This window comes from Microbispora sp. NPDC046933, assembly GCF_040644635.1.
Lineage (GTDB): Bacteria > Actinomycetota > Actinomycetes > Streptosporangiales > Streptosporangiaceae > Microbispora.
In genome coordinates this window covers 115,387-138,464 of record NZ_JBEYWW010000018.1, presented here as the reverse complement: position 1 = coordinate 138,464, position 23,078 = coordinate 115,387, and the positions used below count along the sequence as shown (strand labels likewise).

25 protein-coding genes are annotated in these 23,078 nt (G+C 71.0%); 16 read left to right on the top strand and 9 right to left on the bottom strand.

The window, feature by feature from the left end:
• From ABZ857_RS24185 to ABZ857_RS24140, 10 genes are all read left to right on the top strand, one after another.
• Positions 1 to 552, top strand: a complete 552-nt coding sequence (locus ABZ857_RS24185; RefSeq protein WP_030512289.1) for an SIS domain-containing protein — start codon at positions 1 to 3, stop codon at positions 550 to 552.
• A complete protein-coding gene (locus ABZ857_RS24180; RefSeq protein ID WP_357046415.1) occupies positions 549 to 1,931 on the top strand; it encodes a PfkB family carbohydrate kinase in 1,383 nt (460 codons plus the stop codon). Before ABZ857_RS24185 ends, ABZ857_RS24180 begins: the two co-directional genes overlap by 4 nt.
• Positions 1,932 to 1,963: 32 nt before the next feature.
• On the top strand, positions 1,964 to 2,644 hold the full coding sequence (locus ABZ857_RS24175; protein WP_357046413.1) for an SDR family oxidoreductase: 681 nt from the start codon (positions 1,964 to 1,966) through the stop codon (positions 2,642 to 2,644).
• On the top strand, positions 2,635 to 3,582 hold the full coding sequence (locus ABZ857_RS24170; RefSeq protein ID WP_357046411.1) for a glycosyltransferase family 9 protein: 948 nt from the start codon (positions 2,635 to 2,637) through the stop codon (positions 3,580 to 3,582). Before ABZ857_RS24175 ends, ABZ857_RS24170 begins: the two co-directional genes overlap by 10 nt.
• Positions 3,579 to 4,538: a UDP-glucuronic acid decarboxylase family protein gene (locus ABZ857_RS24165; RefSeq protein WP_357046409.1), complete on the top strand. Its 960-nt coding sequence runs from the start codon at positions 3,579 to 3,581 to the stop codon at positions 4,536 to 4,538. The genes ABZ857_RS24170 and ABZ857_RS24165 overlap by 4 nt, the downstream gene beginning before the upstream one ends.
• Before the next feature lie 305 nt (positions 4,539 to 4,843).
• Complete coding sequence (locus ABZ857_RS24160; RefSeq protein ID WP_357046407.1) at positions 4,844 to 5,563, top strand: hypothetical protein; 720 nt, start codon at positions 4,844 to 4,846, stop codon at positions 5,561 to 5,563.
• Complete coding sequence (locus ABZ857_RS24155; protein WP_357046405.1) at positions 5,560 to 6,411, top strand: NucA/NucB deoxyribonuclease domain-containing protein; 852 nt, start codon at positions 5,560 to 5,562, stop codon at positions 6,409 to 6,411. The genes ABZ857_RS24160 and ABZ857_RS24155 overlap by 4 nt, the downstream gene beginning before the upstream one ends.
• A 39-nt stretch (positions 6,412 to 6,450) precedes the next feature.
• Positions 6,451 to 7,083 carry a hypothetical protein gene (locus tag ABZ857_RS24150; protein WP_357046403.1) on the top strand — a complete coding sequence of 211 codons (633 nt, stop codon included), beginning with the start codon at positions 6,451 to 6,453 and terminating at the stop codon, positions 7,081 to 7,083.
• 542 nt (positions 7,084 to 7,625) lie between these two features.
• Entirely contained in the window at positions 7,626 to 8,237 is a 612-nt protein-coding gene (locus tag ABZ857_RS24145) for a hypothetical protein (protein ID WP_357046401.1), read from the top strand.
• Positions 8,238 to 8,348: 111 nt separating this feature from the next.
• On the top strand, positions 8,349 to 9,527 hold the full coding sequence (locus ABZ857_RS24140; RefSeq protein WP_357046399.1) for an alpha-hydroxy-acid oxidizing protein: 1,179 nt from the start codon (positions 8,349 to 8,351) through the stop codon (positions 9,525 to 9,527).
• A 4-nt stretch (positions 9,528 to 9,531) separates the two neighbouring features.
• On the opposite strand, the gene ABZ857_RS24135 is transcribed toward ABZ857_RS24140, so the two are convergent.
• The 5 genes from ABZ857_RS24135 to ABZ857_RS24115 all read right to left on the bottom strand — a co-directional run bounded on the left by ABZ857_RS24135 (position 9,532) and on the right by ABZ857_RS24115 (position 14,036).
• Positions 9,532 to 10,137: a hypothetical protein gene (locus ABZ857_RS24135; protein ID WP_357046397.1), complete on the bottom strand. Its 606-nt coding sequence runs from the start codon at positions 10,135 to 10,137 to the stop codon at positions 9,532 to 9,534.
• Positions 10,138 to 10,172: 35 nt separating this feature from the next.
• Complete coding sequence (locus ABZ857_RS24130) at positions 10,173 to 11,282, bottom strand: DUF6461 domain-containing protein (protein ID WP_357046395.1); 1,110 nt, start codon at positions 11,280 to 11,282, stop codon at positions 10,173 to 10,175.
• Positions 11,283 to 11,351: 69 nt separating this feature from the next.
• Positions 11,352 to 12,278, bottom strand: coding sequence for a MerR family transcriptional regulator (locus tag ABZ857_RS24125; RefSeq protein ID WP_357046393.1), 927 nt, complete (start codon positions 12,276 to 12,278; stop codon positions 11,352 to 11,354).
• A 39-nt stretch (positions 12,279 to 12,317) separates the two neighbouring features.
• Positions 12,318 to 13,298, bottom strand: a complete 981-nt coding sequence (locus ABZ857_RS24120) for a pirin family protein (RefSeq protein ID WP_357046391.1) — start codon at positions 13,296 to 13,298, stop codon at positions 12,318 to 12,320.
• Between the two features lie 90 nt (positions 13,299 to 13,388).
• A complete protein-coding gene (locus ABZ857_RS24115) occupies positions 13,389 to 14,036 on the bottom strand; it encodes a DUF998 domain-containing protein (RefSeq protein WP_357046389.1) in 648 nt (215 codons plus the stop codon).
• A 107-nt stretch (positions 14,037 to 14,143) separates the two neighbouring features.
• On the opposite strand from ABZ857_RS24115, the gene ABZ857_RS24110 reads away from it, so the two are divergent.
• Together ABZ857_RS24110 and ABZ857_RS24105 are read left to right on the top strand one after the other, a co-directional pair.
• Positions 14,144 to 15,376, top strand: coding sequence for a histidine kinase (locus ABZ857_RS24110; RefSeq protein ID WP_357046387.1), 1,233 nt, complete (start codon positions 14,144 to 14,146; stop codon positions 15,374 to 15,376).
• A complete protein-coding gene (locus ABZ857_RS24105; protein WP_357046385.1) occupies positions 15,373 to 16,029 on the top strand; it encodes a response regulator transcription factor in 657 nt (218 codons plus the stop codon). The genes ABZ857_RS24110 and ABZ857_RS24105 overlap by 4 nt, the downstream gene beginning before the upstream one ends.
• Here the strand turns inward: ABZ857_RS24105 and ABZ857_RS24100 are convergent.
• The 3 genes from ABZ857_RS24100 to ABZ857_RS24090 form a co-directional block, all read right to left on the bottom strand.
• The gene (locus tag ABZ857_RS24100; RefSeq protein WP_357046383.1) at positions 15,983 to 16,738 is read right to left on the bottom strand and encodes a Mut7-C RNAse domain-containing protein; all 756 of its coding nucleotides are present in this window, start codon (positions 16,736 to 16,738) and stop codon (positions 15,983 to 15,985) included. The two genes, ABZ857_RS24105 and ABZ857_RS24100, sit on opposite strands and share 47 nt — an antisense overlap.
• A gap of 64 nt (positions 16,739 to 16,802) precedes the next feature.
• Complete coding sequence (locus ABZ857_RS24095; protein WP_357046381.1) at positions 16,803 to 17,480, bottom strand: response regulator; 678 nt, start codon at positions 17,478 to 17,480, stop codon at positions 16,803 to 16,805.
• On the bottom strand, positions 17,477 to 19,111 hold the full coding sequence (locus ABZ857_RS24090) for an ATP-binding protein (RefSeq protein WP_357046379.1): 1,635 nt from the start codon (positions 19,109 to 19,111) through the stop codon (positions 17,477 to 17,479). The genes ABZ857_RS24095 and ABZ857_RS24090 overlap by 4 nt, the downstream gene beginning before the upstream one ends.
• 103 nt (positions 19,112 to 19,214) lie before the next feature.
• Between ABZ857_RS24090 and ABZ857_RS24085 the strand changes: the two genes are divergently transcribed.
• From ABZ857_RS24085 to ABZ857_RS24075, 3 genes are all read left to right on the top strand, one after another.
• A complete protein-coding gene (locus tag ABZ857_RS24085) occupies positions 19,215 to 20,219 on the top strand; it encodes a tripartite tricarboxylate transporter substrate-binding protein (protein ID WP_357046377.1) in 1,005 nt (334 codons plus the stop codon).
• A gap of 91 nt (positions 20,220 to 20,310) precedes the next feature.
• Positions 20,311 to 20,838, top strand: a complete 528-nt coding sequence (locus ABZ857_RS24080) for a tripartite tricarboxylate transporter TctB family protein (RefSeq protein WP_357046375.1) — start codon at positions 20,311 to 20,313, stop codon at positions 20,836 to 20,838.
• A complete protein-coding gene (locus ABZ857_RS24075; protein ID WP_357046373.1) occupies positions 20,838 to 22,325 on the top strand; it encodes a tripartite tricarboxylate transporter permease in 1,488 nt (495 codons plus the stop codon). Before ABZ857_RS24080 ends, ABZ857_RS24075 begins: the two co-directional genes overlap by 1 nt.
• A 161-nt stretch (positions 22,326 to 22,486) precedes the next feature.
• Here ABZ857_RS24075 and ABZ857_RS24070 read toward each other — a convergent pair whose 3' ends face one another.
• Complete coding sequence (locus tag ABZ857_RS24070; protein WP_357046371.1) at positions 22,487 to 22,831, bottom strand: SPW repeat protein; 345 nt, start codon at positions 22,829 to 22,831, stop codon at positions 22,487 to 22,489.
• A gap of 22 nt (positions 22,832 to 22,853) precedes the next feature.
• Here ABZ857_RS24070 and ABZ857_RS24065 point away from each other — a divergent pair.
• Positions 22,854 to 23,078 (top strand): hypothetical protein (locus ABZ857_RS24065; protein WP_357046370.1); only part of this gene is annotated, 225 nt, incomplete at its 3' end.

The window sequence follows — 23,078 nt, the reverse complement described above, 5'->3', positions numbered from 1 at the left end:
ATGCATCCTCATCTGGCCCGGCTGAGCACCGCGCTGACGGCGGTGGACCCGGAGACGCCCAAGATCCACGCCTGGGGCTACAAGCTCGCGGCCGTGCTGAGCGGCGGCGGCAGGCTGCTCGCCTGCGGCAACGGCGGTTCCGCCGCCGAGGCGCAGCACCTGACCGCGGAACTGGTCGGGCGCTACCGCGCCGACCGGCGGCCGTACGCCGCGATCCCGCTGCACGGCGACACCTCGTCCCTGACCGCCATCGGCAACGACTTCGGCATGGCCGAACTGTACGCGCGGCAGGTGCGGGCGCACGGCCGCCCCGGCGACGTGCTGATGTGCCTGTCGACCAGCGGGACGAGCCGCAACGTGACCGAGGCGGCCGAGGCCGGCCGCGAGTGCGGCCTGACGACCTGGGCGCTGACCGGCCCCGGGCCGAACCCGCTCGCCGAGCTGTGCGACGAGGCCCTGACCGTGCCCGCGGACGACACCGCGACCATCCAGGAGGTGCACCTCACGGTGATCCACATGCTCTGTGACGTGATCGAGAAGGCGGTGGCGTGAGCGGACCACTCGTCATCGTCGGAGACTCCCTGCTCGACGTCGACGTCGAGGGCACGGCCGACCGGCTGTGCCCCGACGCCCCCGTCCCCGTCGTGGAGGGGCAGGCGGAGCACCACCGGCCGGGCGGCGCGGGGCTCGCGGCGCTGCTGGCCGCCCGCGACGGCACGCGGGTGGTGCTGATCACCGCCATGGGCGACGACCCCTCCGGCCGCTGCCTGGAGGGCCTGCTGTCGCCTTCTGTCGAGATCGTGCGGCTGCCGCTGCGCGGCACGACCGTGCGCAAGACGCGGGTCCGCGCCCGCGGGCAGACGCTGGTCAGGATCGACACCGGAGACGGCCGGGCGATGGGACGGCCCGGCCAGGTCGCCTCCGCCTCGGCGTTCGGCCGCGCGGCCGACGCCCTCGCCGCGGCGAGCGCGGTCCTGGTCGCCGACTACGGGCGCGGCGTGGCCGACCTGCTGCGCGAGCCGCTGCGCGCGCTCGACGTGCCGCTGGTCTGGGACCCCCATCCCCGGGGGTCGCTGCCCGTGCCGGGATGCGCGCTGGTCACGCCCAGCGAGGCCGAGGCCCGCGGCATGTGCGAGGAGCCGTACGTCTCGCCGGAGCGCACCGCCCGCAGGCTGGTGCGCGACCTCGACGCCGAGGCCGTCGCGATCACGCTCGGCGAGCGCGGGGCGATGCTGGCCCGCCGCGGCGGCAGGTTCGGGCCGGTCCCCGTTCCGCACGTGGCGGCCGGTACGGACGCCTGCGGCGCGGGCGACCGCTTCGCCGCGGCGGCGGCGCTCGCCCTGGCGGACGGCGCGTCCACCGAGGACGCCGTCGCCCGCGCGGTCGGCGAGGCCACCAGATTCGTGGAGGAGGGCGGGGCCGCCGCGCTGCGCCTGCCGCGCCCTGCCGCCGAGTCGCCGGTGCCGTTCCCGCCCGGCGCGTCCGCCTTCGAGGTGGCCGCCGCCGTACGCGCCGCCGGGGGCCGCCTGATCGCGACCGGCGGGTGTTTCGACCTGTTGCACGCCGGGCATGTGAGCCTGTTGCGGCGGGCCCGGGCGTTAGGCGACGCCCTGGTGGTCTGCGTGAACTCCGATGACTCGATCCGGCGGCTCAAGGGACCGAGCAGGCCGCTGGTGAGCGAGCGCGACCGGGTCGAGGTGCTGCGCGCGCTCGGCTGCGTGGACGCCGTGACGGTCTTCGGCGAGGACACGCCGTCGCAGGTCATCGAGCGCCTGTGCCCGGACGTGTGGGTGAAGGGCGGGGACTACGACGAGCGGTCGATGCCGGAGGCCGAGGCCGTACGCCGGGCCGGCGGGGAGGTCGTCATCCTGCCGACCGTGCCCGGCTACTCCACCACCGGCCTGATCGCCGCGGCCCGAGCCGCCTCGTGACTTCGGCCGCCTATCGAAAGGGATCTACCTCAATGGTGGGAAACGTACTGATCACCGGAGGCGCGTCCGGCCTGGGCCGGGCCACCGCCATGGCGGTCGCCAAGGCCGGCGGACGGCCGCTGGTCGTGGACGTGAACGAGCCGGACGGCGAGTTCGACTGCGTGCGGGCCGACCTGGCCGACCGCGAGCAGGCCGAGCGGGCCGTGCGCGAGCTCGCCGACCGGGCGGGCGGGCTCGACGGCGTCGTGACGGCGGCGGGCGTCGACGCCTGCGGCCGGCTGGAGGACGTGGCCGCCGAGCAGTGGGAACGGGTGATCGGGGTCAACCTGCTCGGGACCGCCGCGGTGGTCCGGGCGGCCCTGCCCTACCTGCGCCAATCGGGAGGCAAGGTCGTCACCGTCGCCTCCACGCTCGGGGTGCGCGCGCTCAGCGACGCGACGGCCTACTGCGCGTCGAAGTTCGGCGTCGTGGGCTTCACCCGGGCCCTGGCGGCCGAGCTGGCCGGGCAGGTGGGAGTGACCCTGCTGATCCCCGGCGGCATGCGGACGAACTTCTTCAACGACCGTCCCGACCAGTACAAGCCCGGCCCCGACGCCCGGCTGAACCAGCCGGAGGACGTCGCCTCGGCGATCCTGTTCGCGCTCGGCCAGCCGCCGGGCTGCGAGGTCAGGGAGCTGGTCGTGTGCGCCTCCACGGAGACGTCATGGCCCTAGAAGATCCGCGAAGACCGGTGCTGCTCGCCCTGCGCGGGCTCGGGCTCGGCGACCTGCTGACGTCGGTGCCCGCGCTGCGGGCGCTGCGGCGGGCGCACCCGGAGCACCATTTCGTGCTGGCCACCCCGGCCTACCTCGGCGGGCTGCTGCCGCTGATCGGCGGCATCGACGAGGTGCTCGACGTGTCCGGCCCCGGGCCGGTGCCGTACGAGTCGCCGGACGTCGCGGTCAACCTGCACGGCAGCGGCCCGGAGAGCATCCAGGCGCTGCGCCGCACCCGGCCGGGCCGCCTGCTCACACACGCCCACCGCCTGGTGCCGGGCCCGGACGGGCCGCCCTGGGAGCCGGAGACGCACGAGAGGCGGCGCTGGTGCTCGCTGCTGGAGTGGTACGGCATCCCGGCCGACCCGGAGGACCTCGCGCTGGGCGACCCGGGGCCGAGCCCGCTCGCCGGCGGCGAGGTGATCATCCATCCGGGGGCGGCGTTCCGGGCGCGGCAGTGGCCGCCGGACCGCTTCGCCCAGGTGGCGGCCGAGCTGGCAGGCCAGGGCCACCGGGTCGTCGTCACCGGCGGCGTGACCGAGATCGCCCTCGCCCGCCATGTCGCCCAGCTCGCCGGACTGCCGGAGGAGTCCGTGCTGGCCGGCCGTACGAACCTGCCCGAGCTGGCCGCGCTCACGGCGCACGCGGCGCTCGTCGTCTGCGGCGACACGGGCATGTCGCACCTGGCCACCGCCGTCGGCACGCCCTCGGTCATCCTGTACGGCCCGGTGCCGCCCGCGCTGTGGGGACCGCCGCCGGGCCGCCCGCACATCGCGCTGTGGGCGGGGCGCAGGGGCGATCCGCACGGTGACCGGCCGTCGGAGGGGCTGCTCGAAATCGGTGTGCCCGAGGTGCTCGACGCGGTCAGGAGGTTGCGAGGAGTGGGAGTGCGGTGAAGGGATCCCGTGTCGTGGTCACCGGGGGAGCCGGGTTCCTCGGCTCCTACCTCTGCGAGCGGTTGGTGGAGCGCGGTGCGGCGGTCGTCTGCCTGGACAACTTCCTCACCGGGTCGCCGCGCAACGTGGAGCACCTGATCGGGCGGCCGGCGTTCCGGCTCGTGGAGTGCGACCTCACCGGGTTCGTCCACGTGCCGGGCCAGGTCGACCTGGTGCTGCACTTCGCCTCGGCCGCGTCCCCCGCCGACTACCTGCGTCATCCGATCGAGACGCTGAAGGTCGGCAGCATGGGGACGCTGCACGCCCTGGGGCTCGCCACCGAGAAGGGCGCGCGGTTCGTCCTCGCCTCCACCAGTGAGGTGTACGGCGACCCGCTGGAACACCCGCAGAAGGAGACGTACTGGGGCAACGTCAACCCGGTCGGGCCGCGCAGCGTGTACGACGAGGCCAAGCGGTTCGCCGAGTCGCTGACCACGGCCTACCGCAACTCGCGGGGGACCGACACGGCGATCGTGCGGATCTTCAACACGTACGGCCCGCGGATGCGGCCCCATGACGGCCGGGCGATTCCCACGTTCATCCGTCAGGCGCTGCTCGGCGAGCCGATCACCGTGACCGGCGACGGCAGCCAGACGCGGTCGATCTGCTACGCGGACGACACGATCGACGGCGTGCTCGCACTGGCGGAGAGCGACTTCGCCGGGCCGGTCAACGTCGGCAACCCGGCGGAGATGTCCATGGCGGAGCTGGCGGAGACGATCCGCGACCTCGCGGGCTCCTCCTCCCCGATCCGGTTCGTCGAGCGGCCCGTGGACGACCCCGCCGTCCGCCGTCCCGACACCACGCTCGCCGAGCAGCGGCTCGACTGGCGGCCGCGCGTCGACCCCGCCACCGGCCTGCGCCGTACGATCGACTGGTTCGAGAAGGAGCTGAACGCCTACTCCGCCGCCTCCTGACCCGGCCGCCCCGGACCCCGGGGCGGCGACAGGCGTCTTGTTGGGGGCTCAGTTCATCCTGTCCCCTCAGGGGCGGCGCTGACGCTCTGCTCCTGGAACAACTTGTACAGGTGCCGGATGGAGATTCGGCGTGCCGCAGCGATCATCCCGCGTCCAGGCCCGGATCGCCGAGCCGCTGCTCGCGGTTCGGGCATGCCAGTCAACCAAGGGACTTCACGAAAGCCGGTGAACGTCAGTCACGAGGGACCCGTGAATGGACACGCTGGCGGCACCGAATGTGATGCGCGGCCACACGGACGGCCACCTTGTACCTGAACGGAGCACAGGCCGGAACCGCCCAGCTGTCCTTCCCCATCTGGGACGCCCAGGCCCCGCTGCGGATCGGCGCGGCGATGGCCGGGAGCATGGACGAGACCGTGGCCTATCAGCGTCCGCTGCCAGCGGCCGGAGTCGCTGACCTGTTCACGCAGGCTCAGGCGGCCGCGGCTCCGGCAGCGCCGTACGCGAAGGCGAGCCCGGCCCTTACGTCGCCCAGCATCACGACGAGCGCCTCTACCGCCGCGGAGGACGGCAGCTTCTACAAGCGAATCAACCTGGAAGATTGCCAGACGCTCGACAACAACTACGATGGAGACACAGCGGACTCCTACGAGACCTGGATGAAGGGGAGATTTGCCTACGGCCAGTCTCGTATTCACGAATCCAGCTACAATTATTGCTGGTCATCCTACATCTATATCCTGGAATTCGCCGAGAACCCGTTCGCGGGTGTGATGAAGAGGTCCGCGACGCGGTCGGCGCAGCTTCAGAACGCAAGGCGGAGGAACGGGCAAAAGGTTGAGATCGAGGATGATGACGCCTTCCGGTTCCGCGCCACCTGGGTCATGCACTCCTACCTCGGCAACACCAAGGGACACGAGTTCTCCGCACCGCAGCTGGAGCTGCCGCCCCAGAAATTCAAGATCTTCGCGCGCCTTGATCATCTTGCGATCGTGGACGATGTGAGGACCTGGGCACAGGCGTGACTATTCCGCTCTGGAACCGCACACTCGTCGACAGCCGTAACATCGTCGAGGAGAATCTGGTCCTCCGGCACGGCTCGGGGATTCCCATCAGCCCCTTGGACGGTAAGCCGTACACGCAACTGGTGCCCAAGGTGCAGTGCGACTGGGAGAAAGCCGGCTGGGGAAAGCGCCAACGAAGGGGTGGGTGCATCAACCTCGGCGTCTCCCGGGTGTTTGTGATGTCCAAGAGCAAGAACGCCAACTTCCTCGAGGTCATCAAGCACATCGAGAAAGCGCTCAACCCCGCGGTCAACGCGGGCACTGCCCCGCCGAAGCGCCCCGGCCACAACTGGGCCGACCCGTTGCATCCGCCTGCGAAGACCAGCACGGTGACCCCCATGAGCAAGGCGATCCCCGGAAACTGGGCCGCGGGTGGTGCCGCGCTGACGAAGGTCAACGATGAAGGCGCGACCGAGAACCGTAAGTTCTTCCAGAACATCGAGTTCATCACGGACCAAGGTACAGCGGACGAGAAACACTGGCCGGATCTTCCTCTGAATTCTGACGGCACCAGGCCCAAGCCGACCAGTAGCCAGCTCATAGGGGTGAACCTATGCAAGTACTACTTCTGGGATGAGTACAAGACGGCGAAGAAATGGACCTACGGGGTTCCCCAGGCGGGATGGCTCCATTGTGACGAGTATCCATTCGCGTCGACGCTGGAAGGCGCTGCCCAGAAGAAGGGGAACTACTCCATCCAAGCGGTTCCTAAGCAGCACAACCTGGATCATGGGGCCGCCCTGGATAGCTTCTACGCCGACTATCGTGTCGTTCCCGGCAATAATTTCTGGGTCAAGATCGTGAGCTAAGCCGGACAAAATTCAGGTAGCCTAGGCGAACGTCTGTGAGTGGAGCCGGTCATCCGTCTCCACTCACAGACTTGCACGAACTGGGAGAGGAACTGTCGGTTGAACCTGTCACGAGCGATGCCCGCGGAGAGCCAGTGGGATCTTCTGGAGGAGTACCTCCTGAACAACCGATTCGATGTGGCATGGATTGACACAGAGAGAATCGATGAAGCCGCAGAGCGTTTCCGGGTGGATCCGGGCTCTGGAGTTCTCTGCGGTCTGGATACCGCATTCAATTTGATCGACAATGACGAGCAGGAAACTCTGGTCTGGATCGGGGCGCACTCTCCGGGCTGGTCTGTCTCAGTCACCATGAACAGGGGCTTTACACTGTCCGAAGAAGCGAGCGCGGGAGGAAGAAGCATCCTCGCTCATTGGCACATGGCCGGCTTGTACGAGCTTGCCGACGAGGGGATGGTCTACTACCACGACGGAGAGTATGTGGGCAGGGTGGGAGAGGAGGCGTTCCAGGATTACGCGCGGGACCTGGACCTGGATGACGCCGGGTTTCGGGAGCTGGTGGAGTATTACCTCATCCTGGCGGGGCGGATCACGGGCCGGTTTCTCGACCGGGACTGGTTCGAGACGGCACGCGTCCTCTACCGCGTCCCCCGCAACGCCTGGCCGTGCTGAGCGAGCCCGCCCCTGAGCCTCGCAGAAGAGCGCCGGCGGTGACGATCGTGCGCGGGGCGAGGGGTGGAGCATGGTCCCCGCACACAGGGTCCCAACGGGCATTCTGTCGACGCCCATCACCACTGAACAGCCCGATCCACAGCCGGGATCTTCGGCTGAGCAAACGGGCCCGCCGGACGAAGCGGGTGGAGAGATGGACATCCCGGAATATCTTCCCTACGTGGCAGGGCTGGAGCTCGGCACGAAACGGGACCACGAGCGGGACATCCACCTCATGTTCTGCATGATGGGCCGTATCACGGGACGTTTCGCCGACCGGGACTGGTGGACGGCGACCCGCACCTTCTATCGCATACCCGACAGTCGTGGGAGACGTGATGACGCTCCCGGATGTCACGCATGACGTCGCCCGAGCACAGGTCATCCGTGTCCACCGGCCGTGGCGGCCCGGACGGAGCCACATGCTCCGCCTCGGCGGACTCTGCCTCGTCCCGGTCCGCTGTGCGCTCGCGCTGGACCCTCGGGGGATATGAGGGCATGGAATGACGCACACCGAGCAGGCGCTCCCCGCGGAGAACCAGTGGGATCTGATGGTCGAGCACGGGCACGGTCTCCACAGCGGATTCCATGGGCTCTGGGTCGAGGGCGACGATTCCGAAGAACTCTCCCGGCTGCTCCGGGTGGATCCGGACTCCCGCCTGGAGTGCGACCTCGAAATCGCGACAGAGGTGTACGGAAGCACCCGGGAGCGAGGCGCCGTGTGGATCGGCCCGCACGCCCCCGGCTGGACGCATGTCCTCGTCTTCGGTCTGCATCCGTACCATCCCGCCATCCTGAACCTTGGGAAGCGCCGTGTCTTCGAGATCTTCTGCCGCGAAGAGCTGGGCGAGCTGGATCCCCTGAACCTCTACTACGACGGAGCACAGCTCGGAGACGTCACCCCGCCGTACGACCAGGGGGGCGACATGGATCTCCCTGAGTACCTGCCGTACACGCCTGGACTGGAGCTGGGGGAGACAAGGAACCTCAAGCGGGACATGCATCTCATGGCGAGCATGGTGGGTCGCATCACGGGACGCTTCGCCGACCGGAATTGGTGGACGGCTACCCGCACCTTCTACCGCATACCCGAGAGGGCTTGGGAGACGCGATGACGGTCCCGGGTGTCACCGCCGCGGGCGGGGCCCCGGCTCTTTTCCGCATACTTGGCCGTCGCTTGGCCGCTCGGCTCGGGTAGTGCACCCTGCCAGGGGTAACGCGCCCGTATGAGCTTCGCGAAGTATCAGGACGAGCTGTACGCCCAGGGGCAGAGCGGCCATCAACCGCCGTATCCCATGACCTTCGCGGAGCTCGAAGACAGGGCGTCGGCCGCCATGCGGCCCAAGGTCTGGGGGTATGTGGCCGGCGGCGCCGGTGACGAGCACACCCAGCGGGCCAACTGCGAGGCGTTCACGCACTGGGGCCTGTATCCGCGCATGTTCGTCGCTCCCGCCGAGCGTGACATGTCGATCGAGCTGTTCGGGACGAGGCTGCCCTCGCCGGTGTTCATGGCGCCCATCGGGGTGATCGGGGTGTGCGCTCAGGACGACCACGGCGACCTCGCTTGCGCGCGTGCGTCCGCGCGCACGCACGTCCCGTTCTTCGCGGCGACGCTTTCTGCGGATCCGATGGAGGACGTGGCAGCGGAGCTCGGCGACACGCCCGGCTTCTTCCAGCTCTACACGCCGTCCGACCGGGACCTCGCCGCGAGCCTGGTGCACCGTGCCGAGGCCGCGGGTTTCAAGGGCATCGCCGTCACCCTGGGCACGTGGGTCACCGGCTGGCGGCCCCGGGACCTGCGCGGCTCGAACTATCCACAGGTGCCGAGCGGATGCCTGAGCAATTACACCAGCGACCCCGTGTTCCGTGAGGGGCTGCGACCCGGCGAGGACGCCGCCGAGGCGTTCGTGCGCAGGCTGCCGATCTTCGGTGGGCCGTTCAGGTGGGACGACCTGGACTGGCTGCGCTCGCAGACCAGGCTGCCGCTGATGCTCAAAGGCATCTGTCACCCGGAGGACGTCCGGCGCGCCAGGGACCACGGCGCGGACGCCGTTTACTGCTCCAACCACGGGGGACGGCAGGCCAACGGAGGACTGCCCGCCCTGGAGTGCCTGCCCGGCGTGATCGAGGCCGCCGACGGGCTGCCGGTCCTGTTCGACTCGGGTGTGCGCAGTGGGGCCGACGTCATCAAGGCGCTGGCGCTGGGCGCCACGGCGGTGGGAATCGGCCGTCCGTACGCATACGCGCTCGCGGTCGGCGGTGTCGACGCCGTCGTGCACGTGCTGCGCTCCATACTGGCCGAAGCGGACCTCATCATGGCCGTCGACGGATATCCCACCCTCAAGGACCTCACGCCCGAGGGGCTGCGCCGCGTGGGAGGCGGGGTCGCGACATCGGCATCGTGAGGGGTCAGGGGGCGACGGGCCGGGATTCTTCGTCCAACGGCGCAAGCCGCAGCGCGGCCGTCGGCGACAGGCGCTCCCCTTGACCGTGGGCGCTGTCGAAGGAGGCGGTGCCCAGGACCCGTACGAGGGTGTGGCGCAACTCCTGGTCGGGCGGCTGCAGGGGGCGCATGTGCGCACCGGCCGCCTCGCGCACGCTGTGTGCCGTGCCGAGAAGCACGGCCGCGCTGCGGGGGCGGTGCTGCGCGGCGTACACGGCGGCCAGGGCCTCGAGCGCCGACACGAGCACGAACGACTGGCCGGCGAGTGCGATCGCCTCGACACTGGCGCGTAGCAGCTCTTCGGCCCTGGCCTGCTCCTGGTTCTCGTACGCCCGCCGGCCGAGCATGCACAGCGCCCGGCCGGTGCAGCGGCGGTCGCCGAGCCGGCGCAGGGTGGGCAGGCACTCGGTCATGAGCTCGGCGGCGCGGTCGTGGTCGCCGCGCAGCCACGCCAACTGCCCGAAGCCGACCGCCGCGTGGGCCATGTCCGCCTCGCTGCCGGCGGCCTCGGCCAAGGCGCGGCTATCGGTGAGCCATCCGTGCACCTCGTCGTCGGTGACGCCGGCGAACAAGGATCCGGTCAGGCACGCGAGCCGTGGACCGTGATTCAGGCACCCACGCCGGACAGGGTCTCGCGGATGGTCTCGCGGAGTGCGGCCCAGTCGTCACCCATGGCCAGACGGGCATGGTGGTAGGCGTCGAACCCCATCGGAGCGCCTCCCGGCCCCCGGGCGGCGATGTCCAGGGCTATCCCCGCCTGCATCCGCTGCCACGCCGGGTTCTCCTCGAACGACGCGTCGTCCACGTCGTCATCGTCATCGTCGTCATCGGTTTCGTGGAACCGCTGGGCCAAGGGCATCACGAGCTGTTCCCGCAGCTCCACGATTCGCTGCTCCCCGGCCCGCCGTCCGGCCGCGAGGTCGGCCTGGACGTCCCGTACGACGGGAAACTCGTCGAGCCGGAACCGCGTGGCGAGCAGTTCCGCCACGTGTGCGAGAGCGGCGAACTGCTGCGACTGCGACGCAGCCTCCACCGCGACCCTCAGCTTCACCTCCGGGTCGTTCCGGTGTTCGGCGAGTTCCTCCGGCGAGGGCGGCTCCGTCGCGACGGGCCACTGGAAGGTGAGGTAGGGATGCGCGCCGGACAGCCATTCGCCGGTGAGCCGCACCCCCGTCACCAGCTCGACCACGGTCATCGCGGCGGCCTGCCACTCGTCCTCGTCCTCGGCCAGCAACCCGGTCATGACGCGCAGCTCCGGCTCCAGCGCCGCGAAGTCGTCGTCGTCCCATTCCTCGGAGAACATCGCGTCGAGGGAGACCAGCACCCGTCCGTCGGCCGCGTAGCTCAGCTTGTTGTCACCCTCGACGTTCCAGTAGACGCCGCACACCCTGCCGTCACGGCTGAGCCGCCGCAGAACTTCGGGCAGGCTTCCCAGGAACCCGTTGTTCTCGAACAGCACTGCGGCTGAGCCCGCCGGCGCCACCGACATCGGATAAACCCGGTCGAAGAAGGGAAGCGCCTCCAGCGGGGCGGCCTCGTGTGTTTCGTGCGGGGTTCCGCCGCTCACCCGGGCTCCGACGTCGGCGACGGAGAACGGCCGGTGGTCGTGCGGGACGACGACCGTCCAGCAGATGGCCGTCTCCAGCCACGGTTCGTCCCGCAGCAGCTTCCGGTAGTGAGAGAAGATCCCAGCGAAGGCAGGGCGGTCGTCGTACACGGGACGCTCCGGAGCAGGCGGAAGATCTGTCGGCGTGATCTTGCCAGAGGGCGCCGACAGAATGCTCCCTCATCGGTCAGAACGGGCTCTCAGCGCGTCGACGAACCAGGTGAGGGCCGGGGTCAGCGGGGCCGGGGGCGGCCAGCCGTTGACCACGGCGAGCAGCCGGAGGTACGTCTGACGGCGCGGGTCGTTCGCGGCCTCCAGCAGGGTCAGCAGGCGACGCCGTAGCACGGCGTCGTCCGGGTGGCCGACGAGGTCGGCGTACCGCGCGGTCACGGCGGCGACGATCGCGTCGGCCTGAGGGGAGGCGCTGTCGACGCCCGCGGCCAGCGCGGGGGCGACGTGGTCGCGGACCATCGCCACCGCGTCAGGACGCGGGCCGTCTCCCCGGACGCGGTCGGCCACGTGCTGCTCCGCGACGCGCCGCATGAGCGCCCCGAACTCCGGGTCCCGGGCCAGCTCGGCCAGCTCGACCCACGCCTCGACCTGCTCGTCATCGGGATCCTCGGGCAGCTCGGGGGTCATCGTGCGCCTGATCCCCGTCAGGTCGGCGTCCAGTCCGCCGAAGGCGGTGTCGAGAAAGCGGTCGACCAGGCGCCGTCGCTCGTCCTCGGAAAGCCTGGCAAGTCTGTGCATGAGATCCATCTCCTCAGGGGTGGAGCCGCGCCGTGCCACCGCCGTCGCCACCGCACGCCGCAGGCGCAGCACCCGGATCTGCGTCGCCAGCGCCTCGGCGTGCGCCGCCGCGACCTGAGCCAGCGTGGTCTCCCGGTCCAGGACTTTCCGGATCGTGGGAAGGCCGATTCCCAGGTCGCGCAGCGTCCGTACGAGGTCCAGCCGGGCGACGGCGTCGATGTCGTAGAGGCGGTAGCCGGCCGGGCTGCGGCCGGTGGGCGGCACGATCCCGCGGTCGGAGTAGAACCGGACGGCCTTGACCGTCAGCCCGGTCCGCCTGGCCAGTTCGCCGATCGAGTAGAGCGTGTCGCCGTCCATGCCCCTACCCTCGTGCCTCCCCCTACTGGAGACTCAACCTCAGGTGAGAGGTCCGTCGGCATGGGGGACCCGCTCGGCGGGGATGACGCCCAGACGCCCCGCCTGGTAGTCCTCCATCGCCTGGATGATCTCGGCGCGGGTGTTCATCACGAACGGGCCGTAGTGCACGACCGGCTCGCGGATCGGCTGCCCGCCCAGCAGCAGCACCTCCAGATTGGGCTCGGCCTGGGGCTGGGCGGTGTCCGCCGCGAGGGTCAGCGACCCGCCCGGGCCGAAGAGGGCGAGCTGCCCCTTGCGGACCGGCCGCCGCTCGGCGCCCACGGAGCCCTGGCCGGCCAGCACGTAGGCGAGGGCGTTGAAGTCCGGGTTCCACGGCACGTCCAGCCGGGCGCCCGGGCTGACGGTCGCGTGCACCATCGTGATCGGGGTGAACGTGACACCCGGGCCGGCCTGCCCGTCCAGCTCCCCGGCGATCACCCGCAGCAGCGCGCCCCCGTCGGCCGAGGCGAGCAGCGCCGCCTCCCGCCCCCGGATGTCCTGATAACGGGGCAGATGGAACTTGTGCGCGCGAGGAAGGTTGACCCACAGCTGGATGCCGTGGAAGAGCCCGCCCGAGACCACCAGGTGCTCCGGGGGCTTCTCGATGTGCAGCAGGCCGGCCCCGGCGGTCATCCACTGGGTGTCGCCGTTGGTGATGGTGCCGCCGCCTCCGTTGGAGTCCTGGTGCTCGAAGACGCCGTCGATGATGTAGGTGACGGTCTCGAAGCCACGGTGCGGGTGCCAGGGCGTGCCCTTCGGCTCGCCCGGTGCGTACTCGACCTCGCCCATCTGGTCCATGTGGATGAACGGGTCCAGCGCGGACTGCGGCACACCGGCGAACGCGCGCCGTACGGGGAAGCCCTCGCCCTCGAAGCCGCTGGGCGCGGTCGTCACCGACCGGACGGGGCGCGGTCCGGCGATGGCCGGATCCGGTACGGCGACGCGTGGCAGCGTCAGGGTGTCGGCGGTGACGGCGGGCATGGCCCCTCCTAATTGAAAGTTCAACTGCTGTCGCCTGAAACCACCGGCGGACGCCGGGCATTCCCTCCCGGCCGAGACGGCGGGCGGGGCTCACGTCCCGGAGACGGCCCGGCCCCGTCGGCGCAGCAGGCGGAGGGAGAGCAGCGTGACCCAGCCCAGATCGACGGCGATCAGGATGCGCTGGATCAGGCCCGCGTTCGCGGCTCCGGCCTCCCAGGCGCTGCCGAACCAGATCATCAGGACGAGCCCGGCCACGCCTGTCAGCAGCAGGTACGCGCGCCAGCCGCCCCGGAGGCGGCGGGAGATCACGAAGCAGGCGGCCGGGATGGCGAGGAAGAGCACCCCACCGGCCACGTCGTGCACCTGATGGTGCGGGCTCGTCGTGATCGGGTCCGCGCTGCCCGGTGGATACCCGTGCATCGGATCCATCGTGAACAGGCCGGAGACGACCAGGGCCAGCCCGGCCACGCCGACGAGCAGGGCACCCACAGGGGACCGCAGCACATGGCGCACCGCGGCGGCGAAGCCGAGCAGCGACAGCCCCGTGAGCAGGAAGTTGGCGATCTGGATCCAGCCCCGGTCGCCGAGGCTCAGTGCGCTGCCCGGATGGCGCAACGGGTCGTAGCCCGAGCGGAGGGCTCCCTCCACCAGGATCACGCCCAGGAAGAGCGGGCCGCTGACGGCACCGCACAGCAGCGTCGCGGGCCGTGCCCCGCGAGACTCCGTGATGGCGTTCATGCCGGCATCCCACGCCGGACGCCCGGTCTCCCGCACTGGCCGACCGGCCACGTGGCATGGCCGTCCGGCCAGAGCCGCGTCCGGCGAGGCGCACGTAGGCTCGGGCCATGACCGCCAGGCCACGCCGGCTCCTGCTGCCGGCCGAGCTCGCCGCGCTCGACGGATGGCCCGCACCTCGCCGCACCGTGCGCGACTGGGCGGCGGACGCCGTGCTGTTCGGTTTCTCGGCGGTCATGTGGGCGGAGAACCTGGACTTCCCACCGGAGGGCGTCGACTTCGTGCCCGGCTGGATGGCCGCGGTCAACCCGTGGGCCGGCGCCCTCGCCTGCCTGGCGCTGTGGTGGCGGCGCCGCCTGCCGGTGCTCCTGGCCGTCGCCATGGTGCCCGCGCTGCTGGTCTCGGGATCGGCGCTGGGCGCGGCCATGGCCATCACGCTCACGGTGGCCGTGCACCGTCCGTGGCCGCGCGCCGCGACGGTCACCGTGGCGTACCTGATGGTCGTCGGCCACTACGCGCTGTTCGGCCGGCCCCCCGGCGTGGACCGGCCGGTGATCGTGGCGACGACGCTGCTGCTGTTCGTCGTCCCGTTCTGCCTGGGGACGGCCGTGCGGGCGCGCCGCCTGCTCGTCGTGAGCCTGTGGCACGACGCCCAGGTGCAGCGGCGCGAACACCTGCTCGGGGTGAAGGAGGCGCGCAGAGCCGAGCGCGAGCGCCTGGCCCGGGAGATGCACGACGTGCTGGCCCACCGGATGTCGCTGCTCAGCGTGCACGCGGGCGCGCTCGCCTACCGTACGGCGCGGGCCGCCTCCGGCGACGGGCCGCCGCTCGGCGCGGCCGAGGTCGGCCAGGCCGCGGAGGTCATCCGGGACAACGCCAGGCGGGCGCTCGACGAGCTCGCCGAGGTGCTCGCGGTGCTGCGCTCCGACGAGGCGGCGACCGGCGAAACCGGGCCGCACCACCGGCTGGCCGACATCCCCGCACTGGTCGCCGAAGCCGAGGCGGCGGGGCAGCGCGTCCTGCTGCGGGCGGGCGCCGGGACCGGCGCGTCCCCGCCGCGGCACGTGGAGCAGGCCGCCTATCGGGTGGTGCAGGAGGGCCTGACCAACGCCCGCAAGCACGCCCCGGGCGTCCCGGTGACCGTACGTATCGAGGGCGAGCCGGGCGGCGTGCTCACGGTGAGCGTGGAGAACCCGCTGGAGGGCGTTCGCGACTCCGCCGGGACCGGGGGGAACGGCCTGGCCGGGCTGGCCGAGCGGGTGGCGCTCACCGGCGGCACCCTGGAGCACGAGCGGCTGGACCGTTCATTCCGGCTGACCGCCCGGCTACCGTGGCAGGCATGACCGGCCCGATCCGGGTGCTGCTCGTCGACGACGATCCGCTGGTCCGCGCGGGCCTGCGGCTGATGCTGCGCGGCGCGCCCGAGCTGGAGATCGTCGGTGAGGCCGCCGACGGTGCGGAGGTGCCCGGCGCCGTGGCCCGCTTCGCCCCGGACGTGATCCTGATGGACGTCCGCATGCCGTACCTCGACGGCATCGCCGCGACCCGCTCGCTCGTGGCGCGGTCGGGACGCACGCCGGAGGTGATCGTCCTGACGACCTTCGGCGGCGACACCACGGTCGTCGAGGCGCTGCGCGCCGGCGCGGCCGGATTCCTGGTCAAGCACACGTCGCCGGAGCGGATCGTCGAGGCGGTGCGCAGGGCCGCCGCGGGGGAGCCGGTGCTGTCTCCCGAGGTGACGCGCAGCCTCATCGCCCAGGTGACCGGGGGCGGGGGCACCCGCGCCCAGCAGGCGCGCGACCGGCTCTCCAGGCTGTCGGACCGGGAACGCGAGGTGGCGTACGCCGTCGCGGACGGGTTGTCCAACGCGGAGATAGCCCAGCGGCTGTACATGTCGGTGGGCGCGGTCAAGGCCCACATCTCCGGCTCGCTGGCCAAGCTCGGCCTGGTCAACCGGATCCAGCTCGCCCTGCTCGCCCACGACGCGCGGGAGTGACCGCGTGGAGGGCGCGGTCGACGACGGCCGCCAGGCTGCCGCTGTGGGCGCCGCGCCAGTAGATCCGGCCGCAGGAGAGGCAGCGGGCGAACTCCTCGTAGCTGCGCCGGGTGCCGGGCTCCAGAGACTCCTCCACCTCGGCCTTGCCGACCGGCGCGAGCCGCCCGTTGCAGGCCGTGCAGCGGGTCCACGGGCTCAGCGGCGGCCGGAAGCGGTCGAGCACGTCGAGGAACTGGTCGTCCGGCCGGGCCCCGCGCACGTACGCGCCGCGCCGCAGCGACCGGCGCCGCAGGATGCCCCTGTCCTGTGTGAGGAGCACGCGGTCCTCGGCGTTGGCCTGCTCGATCAGGGCGTCGTCGTCCATGTCGTTGCGGTAGGCCGTGTCCAGCCCGACCAGGCGCAGCCGCCGCGCCAGCGTCCCCAGGTGGACGTCGAGGACGAACCGGCAGTCCGGCACGGCCTGCGGCCTGCGCGCGGCCGGCACCTCCACCACCTCGTCCGGGCGCGGCCGGTACGACGGATCGACCGGTCGGCCCCCGGCGGCCGGCTCGCCGATCTCGGTCAGCGGAACGCCCGCCGACTCGATCACGTGGCCGAGCGAGGACGTCCCGTCGTACGGCAGGAGCACCTCCGGCCGCCGGTTGCGCGGTGCGAGGAAGATCCACAGCTCGGGCGAGAAGCGTACGGACACGTGCATGCAGTCCAGCATGCCCTGCCGTCCTCGCAGAGGCCCGCGGCGACCGTCGGCCGTCAGGGTCCCAGGAACCGCCCACTCATTGGGGACGATGCCACTGATAACGGCGTTCCGGGCGTCCCGCGGCCCCGTACTTCAGGGAGACGCGGACGTGTCCCAGGGCGGCCAGGTGTTCGAGGTAGCGGCGGGCGCTGACCCGGGAGATGCCCACGCGGGAGGCGCACTCGCTGGCCGACAGCGTGCCCTCCGCGGCGGACAACTCCCGCCGGACCAGCTCGGCCGTCTCCACGCTCATCCCCTTGGGGAGGGCGGGGGAAGGCGGCGCCACGGCCCCGGCGAGGACCTTGTCCACGTCGGCCTGGCTGCTGATGACCACGCTGCCCAGCTCGGCCCGCTGGGCGGCGTACCGCTCCAGCCGTACGCGCAGGTCGTCGAAGTCGAACGGCTTGAGCAGGTAGTTGCCCACCCCGTGCCGGGCGGCGCCCCGCACCGCCTCGATCTCGCGGGCCGCGCTGATCACGATGATGTCGCAGTCGTGACCCCCGGCGCGGATCCGGCTGATGACGTCCAGGCCGAAGACGTCGGGCAGATACAGATCGAGCAGCACGAGGTCGGGGCGTAGTTCGCCGACACGGGCGAGGGCCTGCTCCCCGGTGCCGGCCGTGCCCACCACACGGAATCCGTCCACCCTGCGGACGAATCCGCTGTTGATTTTCGCGACCATGAAATCGTCGTCGACCACCAGCACGTCGATCACCGGCGCGCCTCCAGCAGCTCGCGGCGGCCCACCGACAGCCGGGCGGTGAACATCGCCCCGTCAGCGGTGTTCGTGACGGCCACCTCGCCGCCGCGCCGCCGGCAGACGAGCTGCGTGAGCGCCAGGCCGATCCCCCGCTCGCCGCCCTGGGCCGCCTTGGTGGTGAAGCCCCGGGTGAACACTTCCCTGGCGAGTTCGGGGGCGACGCCGGGGCCGGAGTCCCGCACCACGATCTCGACGCAGGAGGCGTCCTGGCGCAGCTCGACCTCCACCCACGCCTCCGATTCGCCGCCCACGGCGTTCGCGGCGTCGACCGCGGCGTCGATGGCGTTGTCGACGAGGTTGCCCGTCACCGTCGCCACGTCGGCCGCGTCCATCGGGTCCAGCCGGTCAAGGGCGGTACGGCCGGACAGGCGAAGCTCCACCCGGCGTTCGGCCGCGAGCGCGGATTTCGCCATCAGCAGCGCGGCGACCGCGTTGTCGCGGACCTGGGTGGTCAGGGCCAGGTCGAGGGACTCGCGGTGCTTTCTCAGGGCGCGGATGTAACGGACGACCTCGTCGTGCTCGTTCACCTGGATCAGGCCCGATATGACATGGAGCTGGTTGGCGAACTCGTGGGCCTGGGCGCGCAGCAACTCGGTGGAACTACGGAATGATCCCAGCTCGCGTTCCAACTGGGCCAGTTCGGTCCGGTCGCGCAAGGTGGTCACCGAGCCCAGGCGCCGGCCGTCCTTGACGACGCTCATGCGGTTCATGACCAGCACCCGTCCGCGGTGGATGACGATCTCGTCGCGCGCCTCCTCGCCGCCCGCCAGCACGTCGTAGAGGCGTCCTTCGATGCCAAGCGCCGTCAGCGTCATCCCCACGCAGTGGCCGGGGAGGTCCAGCAGCATCCGGCCCATGTCGTTGACCAGCGTCAGCCGCAGCTGCGGGTCGAGCGCGACGACGCCTTCGGCGATCCCGTGGAGCATCGCCTCCCGGTGCTCGGCGAGGCCCGTGATCTCGCGCGGCTCCATGCCCAGGGTCTGCCGTTTGATGCGCCGGGCCAGCAGCCAGGAGCCGAGAACGCCCAGCGCGCTGGCGACCCCCAGGTGGACCAGCAGGTAGGACGACGCGCCGGCCAGGCGTTCCCAGGCGGTCGGAGCGGCCACCCCGATCATCACGGTCCCGAGGTGGCGGCCGTGGTTCTGCGGCGTGGCCCCCAGCACGGGGACCTGGGCGACCAGATGGCGGGTCCCGCCGACCGGGAGATAGCCGGACCAGCCCCGTGCCCGGGCGACACCCGGGATGCCGAGCGGCAGGGGAGTCCCGAGCAGGGTGGTGTCCGTGGAACCGATGATCTTGCCGCTGACGTCGGCGATCGTGACGGAGGTGACGCCCGAATCCGTCAGTGTCGACTGCATCAGCGGGGCGAGCACCTCGGCGGGTGCCGGCTGGTCGATCTGGCTGCGGACCAGAGGGTTCCACGACAGTTGCTCGGCCAGCGCCGTCACCCGGCGTCCCTCGACCCGATCGAAGGTCGCCTCGGACTGGGCCAGCGAGATGGCGGCGACGGCGCACAACACCACTACGACGATGACGAGCTGCAGGGCCAGCAGCTCGCCCGCCAGGGTCGGGCCACGAGATCTCACGACCACAATGAACTCAATCTCCGCTGCTCACAGAAGGAAGACGGCCCGTTGCCGGGTTCGCATAATCATGGCCCCGAGACCTTTCGCCAGGAAAGAGACGATTGTGAGAAACCGGATCAGAACTGTCATCGCCGCTCTGGCGACGCTGTCGCTCCTGGGAACCGGGGCCTGCGGCGCGACGGCTGAGAAGGGGACCGGCGGGGCAACGGACGGCGGCCCGGTCGCCGGCCTGCGCATCATGGTGCCGAACACGCCGGGCGGGGGATACGACACCACCGCGAGAACGGCGGCCAAGGTCATGGAGGACGCCGGGATGGCTTCGGGCATCCAGGTGTTCAACCTTCCCGGCGCGGGCGGCACGGTCGGACTGCAGCGGATGATCAACGAGAAGGGCAACGGCAAGCTGGCCATGCAGATGGGCCTGGGCGTGGTGGGCGCGTCGTACACGTCCAAATCGAAGGCCACACTGTCCCAGACCACCCCCCTCGCCAAGCTCATCGAGGAAGCGGGCGCGATCGTCGTGTCGAAGGACTCGCCGTACCAGACGATCGGAGACCTCGTCGCGGCGTGGAAGAAGGACCCGAAGAAGATCGCGGTCGGCGGCGGCTCGTCGCCGGGAGGGCCCGATCACCTGCTGCCGATGCAGCTTGCCAAGGTGGTGGGGATCGACCCCAAGCAGGTCAACTTCGTCTCCTACGACGGGGGCGGCGAACTGCTGCCCGCGATCCTCGGCAACAAGGTCGGCTTCGGCGCGAGCGGATACAGCGAGTTCCTCGACCAGGTGACCGCCGGCCAGCTGAGGGTGCTCGCGGTGACCAGCACCGAGCCGGTCGCGGTGTTGAAGGACGTCCCCACCCTCAAAGCGTCGGGCATCGACCTGGTCTTCACGAACTGGCGCGGGATCGTCGCCCCGCCCGGCATCGGCGACGCCGACAAGCGGATGTGGATCGACGTGCTCACCCGGATGCACGACTCGCAGCAGTGGAGGGCCGAGCTGGTCAAGCGCGGCTGGACCGACTCCTTCGTCACCGGTGACCAGTTCGCCGCCTATATGGCCGAGCAGGACAAGAGTGTCGCCTCCATCCTCGCCGAGCTCGGTCTGGCATGAGTCTCCGGACCACCGACACGAGGACGGTGCGGCAGTGAGCGAGCGAAGCGAGCCGGTCGGTGAGCACGGCACGAGTCGCGGAGGCGGCCCCATGAGCGTGCGGGACGAGCGGCTCTCCCGCGACGGTGGGGCTCGGGGCGGAGACCGCGCGCAGTACGGCGTGTGCGCGTTCCTCGCCCTGCTGGGCGCGCTGGTGATCGTCGACGCCCTGCGGATCGCGCCTCTGACCAGTAGCAACGACCCCATCGGCCCCCGTCCCGTGCCGGTGCTCCTGGGAGTGGCCCTCCTGGCGGTCGCGGTCGTCTACGGCGTGGACGTCGCCAGGGGAGGCCGCGGCGAACCGGAGGGCGGCGAGGACGTCGACCTGTCCACCGCGGTGGACTGGCGGACGGTCCTGCTGCTGGCGGGCGCCTTCGCCGCCAACGCCGTGCTGATCGAGCCCTTCGGCTGGGTCGTCAGCGGGACCGTCCTGTTCTGGGGGGCGGCCTTCGCCCTGGGCAACCGGCATCACGTGCGCGGCCTGGCGATCGCGATCGCGCTGTCGTTGATCACTTTCTACGCGTTCGCGATCGGCCTCGGGGTCAACCTGCCGGCCGGCGTGCTGCAGGGGATCCTGTGATGGACAACCTCACCCACCTGCTCGACGGGTTCGTCAACGTGCTGTCGCCGGGCAACCTGCTGATGGCGCTGCTCGGCGTGGTCGCCGGCACCGCCGTCGGAGTGCTTCCCGGCATCGGCCCGGCCATGACGGTGGCGCTGCTGCTTCCGGTCACCTACGGAATGGACCCGACGCAGGCGTTCATCCTGTTCGCCGGCATCTACTACGGCGGCATGTACGGCGGCTCGACGACATCCATCCTGCTCAACACGCCCGGCGAGTCGTCCTCGGTCATCACGTCCATCGAGGGCAACAAGATGGCCAAGGCGGGGAGGGCGGCGCAGGCCCTCGCGACCGCGGCCATCGGCTCGTTCGTCGCCGGCACCATCGCCACCCTGCTGCTCGTGCTGGTGACGCCGTTGGTGGTCACGTTCGCCATCAGCCTCGGCGCGCCCGACTACTTCGCGATCATGCTGCTGGCCTTTGTCGCGGTGTCGGTGACGCTCGGCTCCTCGCGCGTGCGCGGCTTCGCCTCGCTGCTGCTGGGGCTGGTGATCGGCTTGATCGGCATCGACGGGGTCACCGGCCGGCAGCGGCTCACGTTGGGCATCCCGCAACTCGCCGACGGCATCGACGTGGTCGTCGTCGCCGTCGGGATCTTCGCCGTGGGAGAGGCCCTGTGGGTGGCCGCGCACATGCGCCGGACGGCCGCGCCGGTCATCCCGGTCGGCAGGCCCTGGATGGGCGCCGAGGACTGGCGCAGATCCTGGAGGCCGTGGCTGCGCGGCACCGCGCTCGGTTTTCCTTTCGGGGCGCTGCCCGGCGCCGGGGCGGAGATCCCGACCTTCCTTTCGTACGTCACGGAGAAGAGGCTCGCCAGGCGTTCCGAGGAGTTCGGCCACGGGGCCATCGAAGGCGTCGCCGGGCCCGAGGCGGCCAACAACGCCTCCGCCGCGGGGACGCTCGTGCCGATGCTGGCCATCGGCCTGCCGACCACGGCGACCGCGGCGGTCATGCTCGCGGCCTTCGAGTCGTACGGCATCCAGCCCGGGCCGCTGCTGCTCGAACGGCAGCCGGCTCTGGTCTGGACGCTGATCGCGAGCCTGTTCCTCGGCAACCTGCTGCTGCTCGTCCTCAATCTGCCGCTCGCACCGGCCTGGGCGAAGCTGCTGCGCATCCCCAGGCCCTACCTGTACGCGGGCATCCTGTTCTTCGCCTCGATGGGGGCCTACGCGGTCAACTCCCAGCCGCTGGACCTGGTCCTGCTGCTGCTCCTGGGGCTGCTCGGGTTCGTGATGCGGCGCTTCGGGCTGCCCGTGCTGCCGTTGATCGTCGGTGTGATCCTCGGTCCGCGTGCGGAACTCCAGGGCCGCCGGTCGTTGCAACTGTCCGGTGGCGACCTGTCGGGCCTGCTCGGCGGTCCGGTGTCCATCGCGATCTATGCCGTCATCGCGATGCTTTTGGTTTGGCCATTTATCAAGCGCTACGTCGCCAGGAGTGCGCCATGACGGTTCCGGTGGGATCCGGGGCGAGCTGATAGACCGCGAAAGGCGGGGAAAGGCGTACGGCCCCGCCGCCGGTCGCCTGGAGGGGCGACGGGCGGCGGGGCCGTACGCGGAGGTGGGGCGCCGGGCCGGACCGGGTCCGGCCGGGGCGGGGTCGGTGGGGATCAGGCGGCGACGGTCGTCCGGCCGCGCACCTGCAGGACGGTCAGCAGACCGACGATGACGGTGACGGCGCCGGTGATCCAGGCGGTCCACGCCGAGGCGGAGTCGCCGTCGAAGCCGAACGCCCAGGGGGAGACGAACAGCAGGGCGCCGAACGCCGCGGTCACCCAGGAACTGGCGCCGCCCGCGCCCAGGATGGACCACAGGGCAGAGACGACGAGCAGTGCGCCGAGGACGAGCAGCGGCTGCGTGGCCGCCTGGGTGTCGGCCCAGAAGAAGTGCGCGAGCACTGCGACCAGCCCGGCGACGAGGGCGACGATGTCGGAGAACGATCTCGTGAGATCCATCCGTGCCTCCGTACGGGGAGAGGTGACCTATGACCCGACGGTCCGCCTGATTGACCGGCCGGTCAACAATCCGCTACGTCAGGATTTCCTAACCCTGTGTCACCTCGTCCTGGACAGAGCGGGTTCGGAGGGGAACATGCTGGTGGCCGCCGGCCGGGAGAACTCCCCGGCCGGCGGGCCCCGCGGGACCCGGGGTAACCCGCGGGAGGCCGACCATAAAGGCGGCGGGGTTTTTGTTATTGGGATT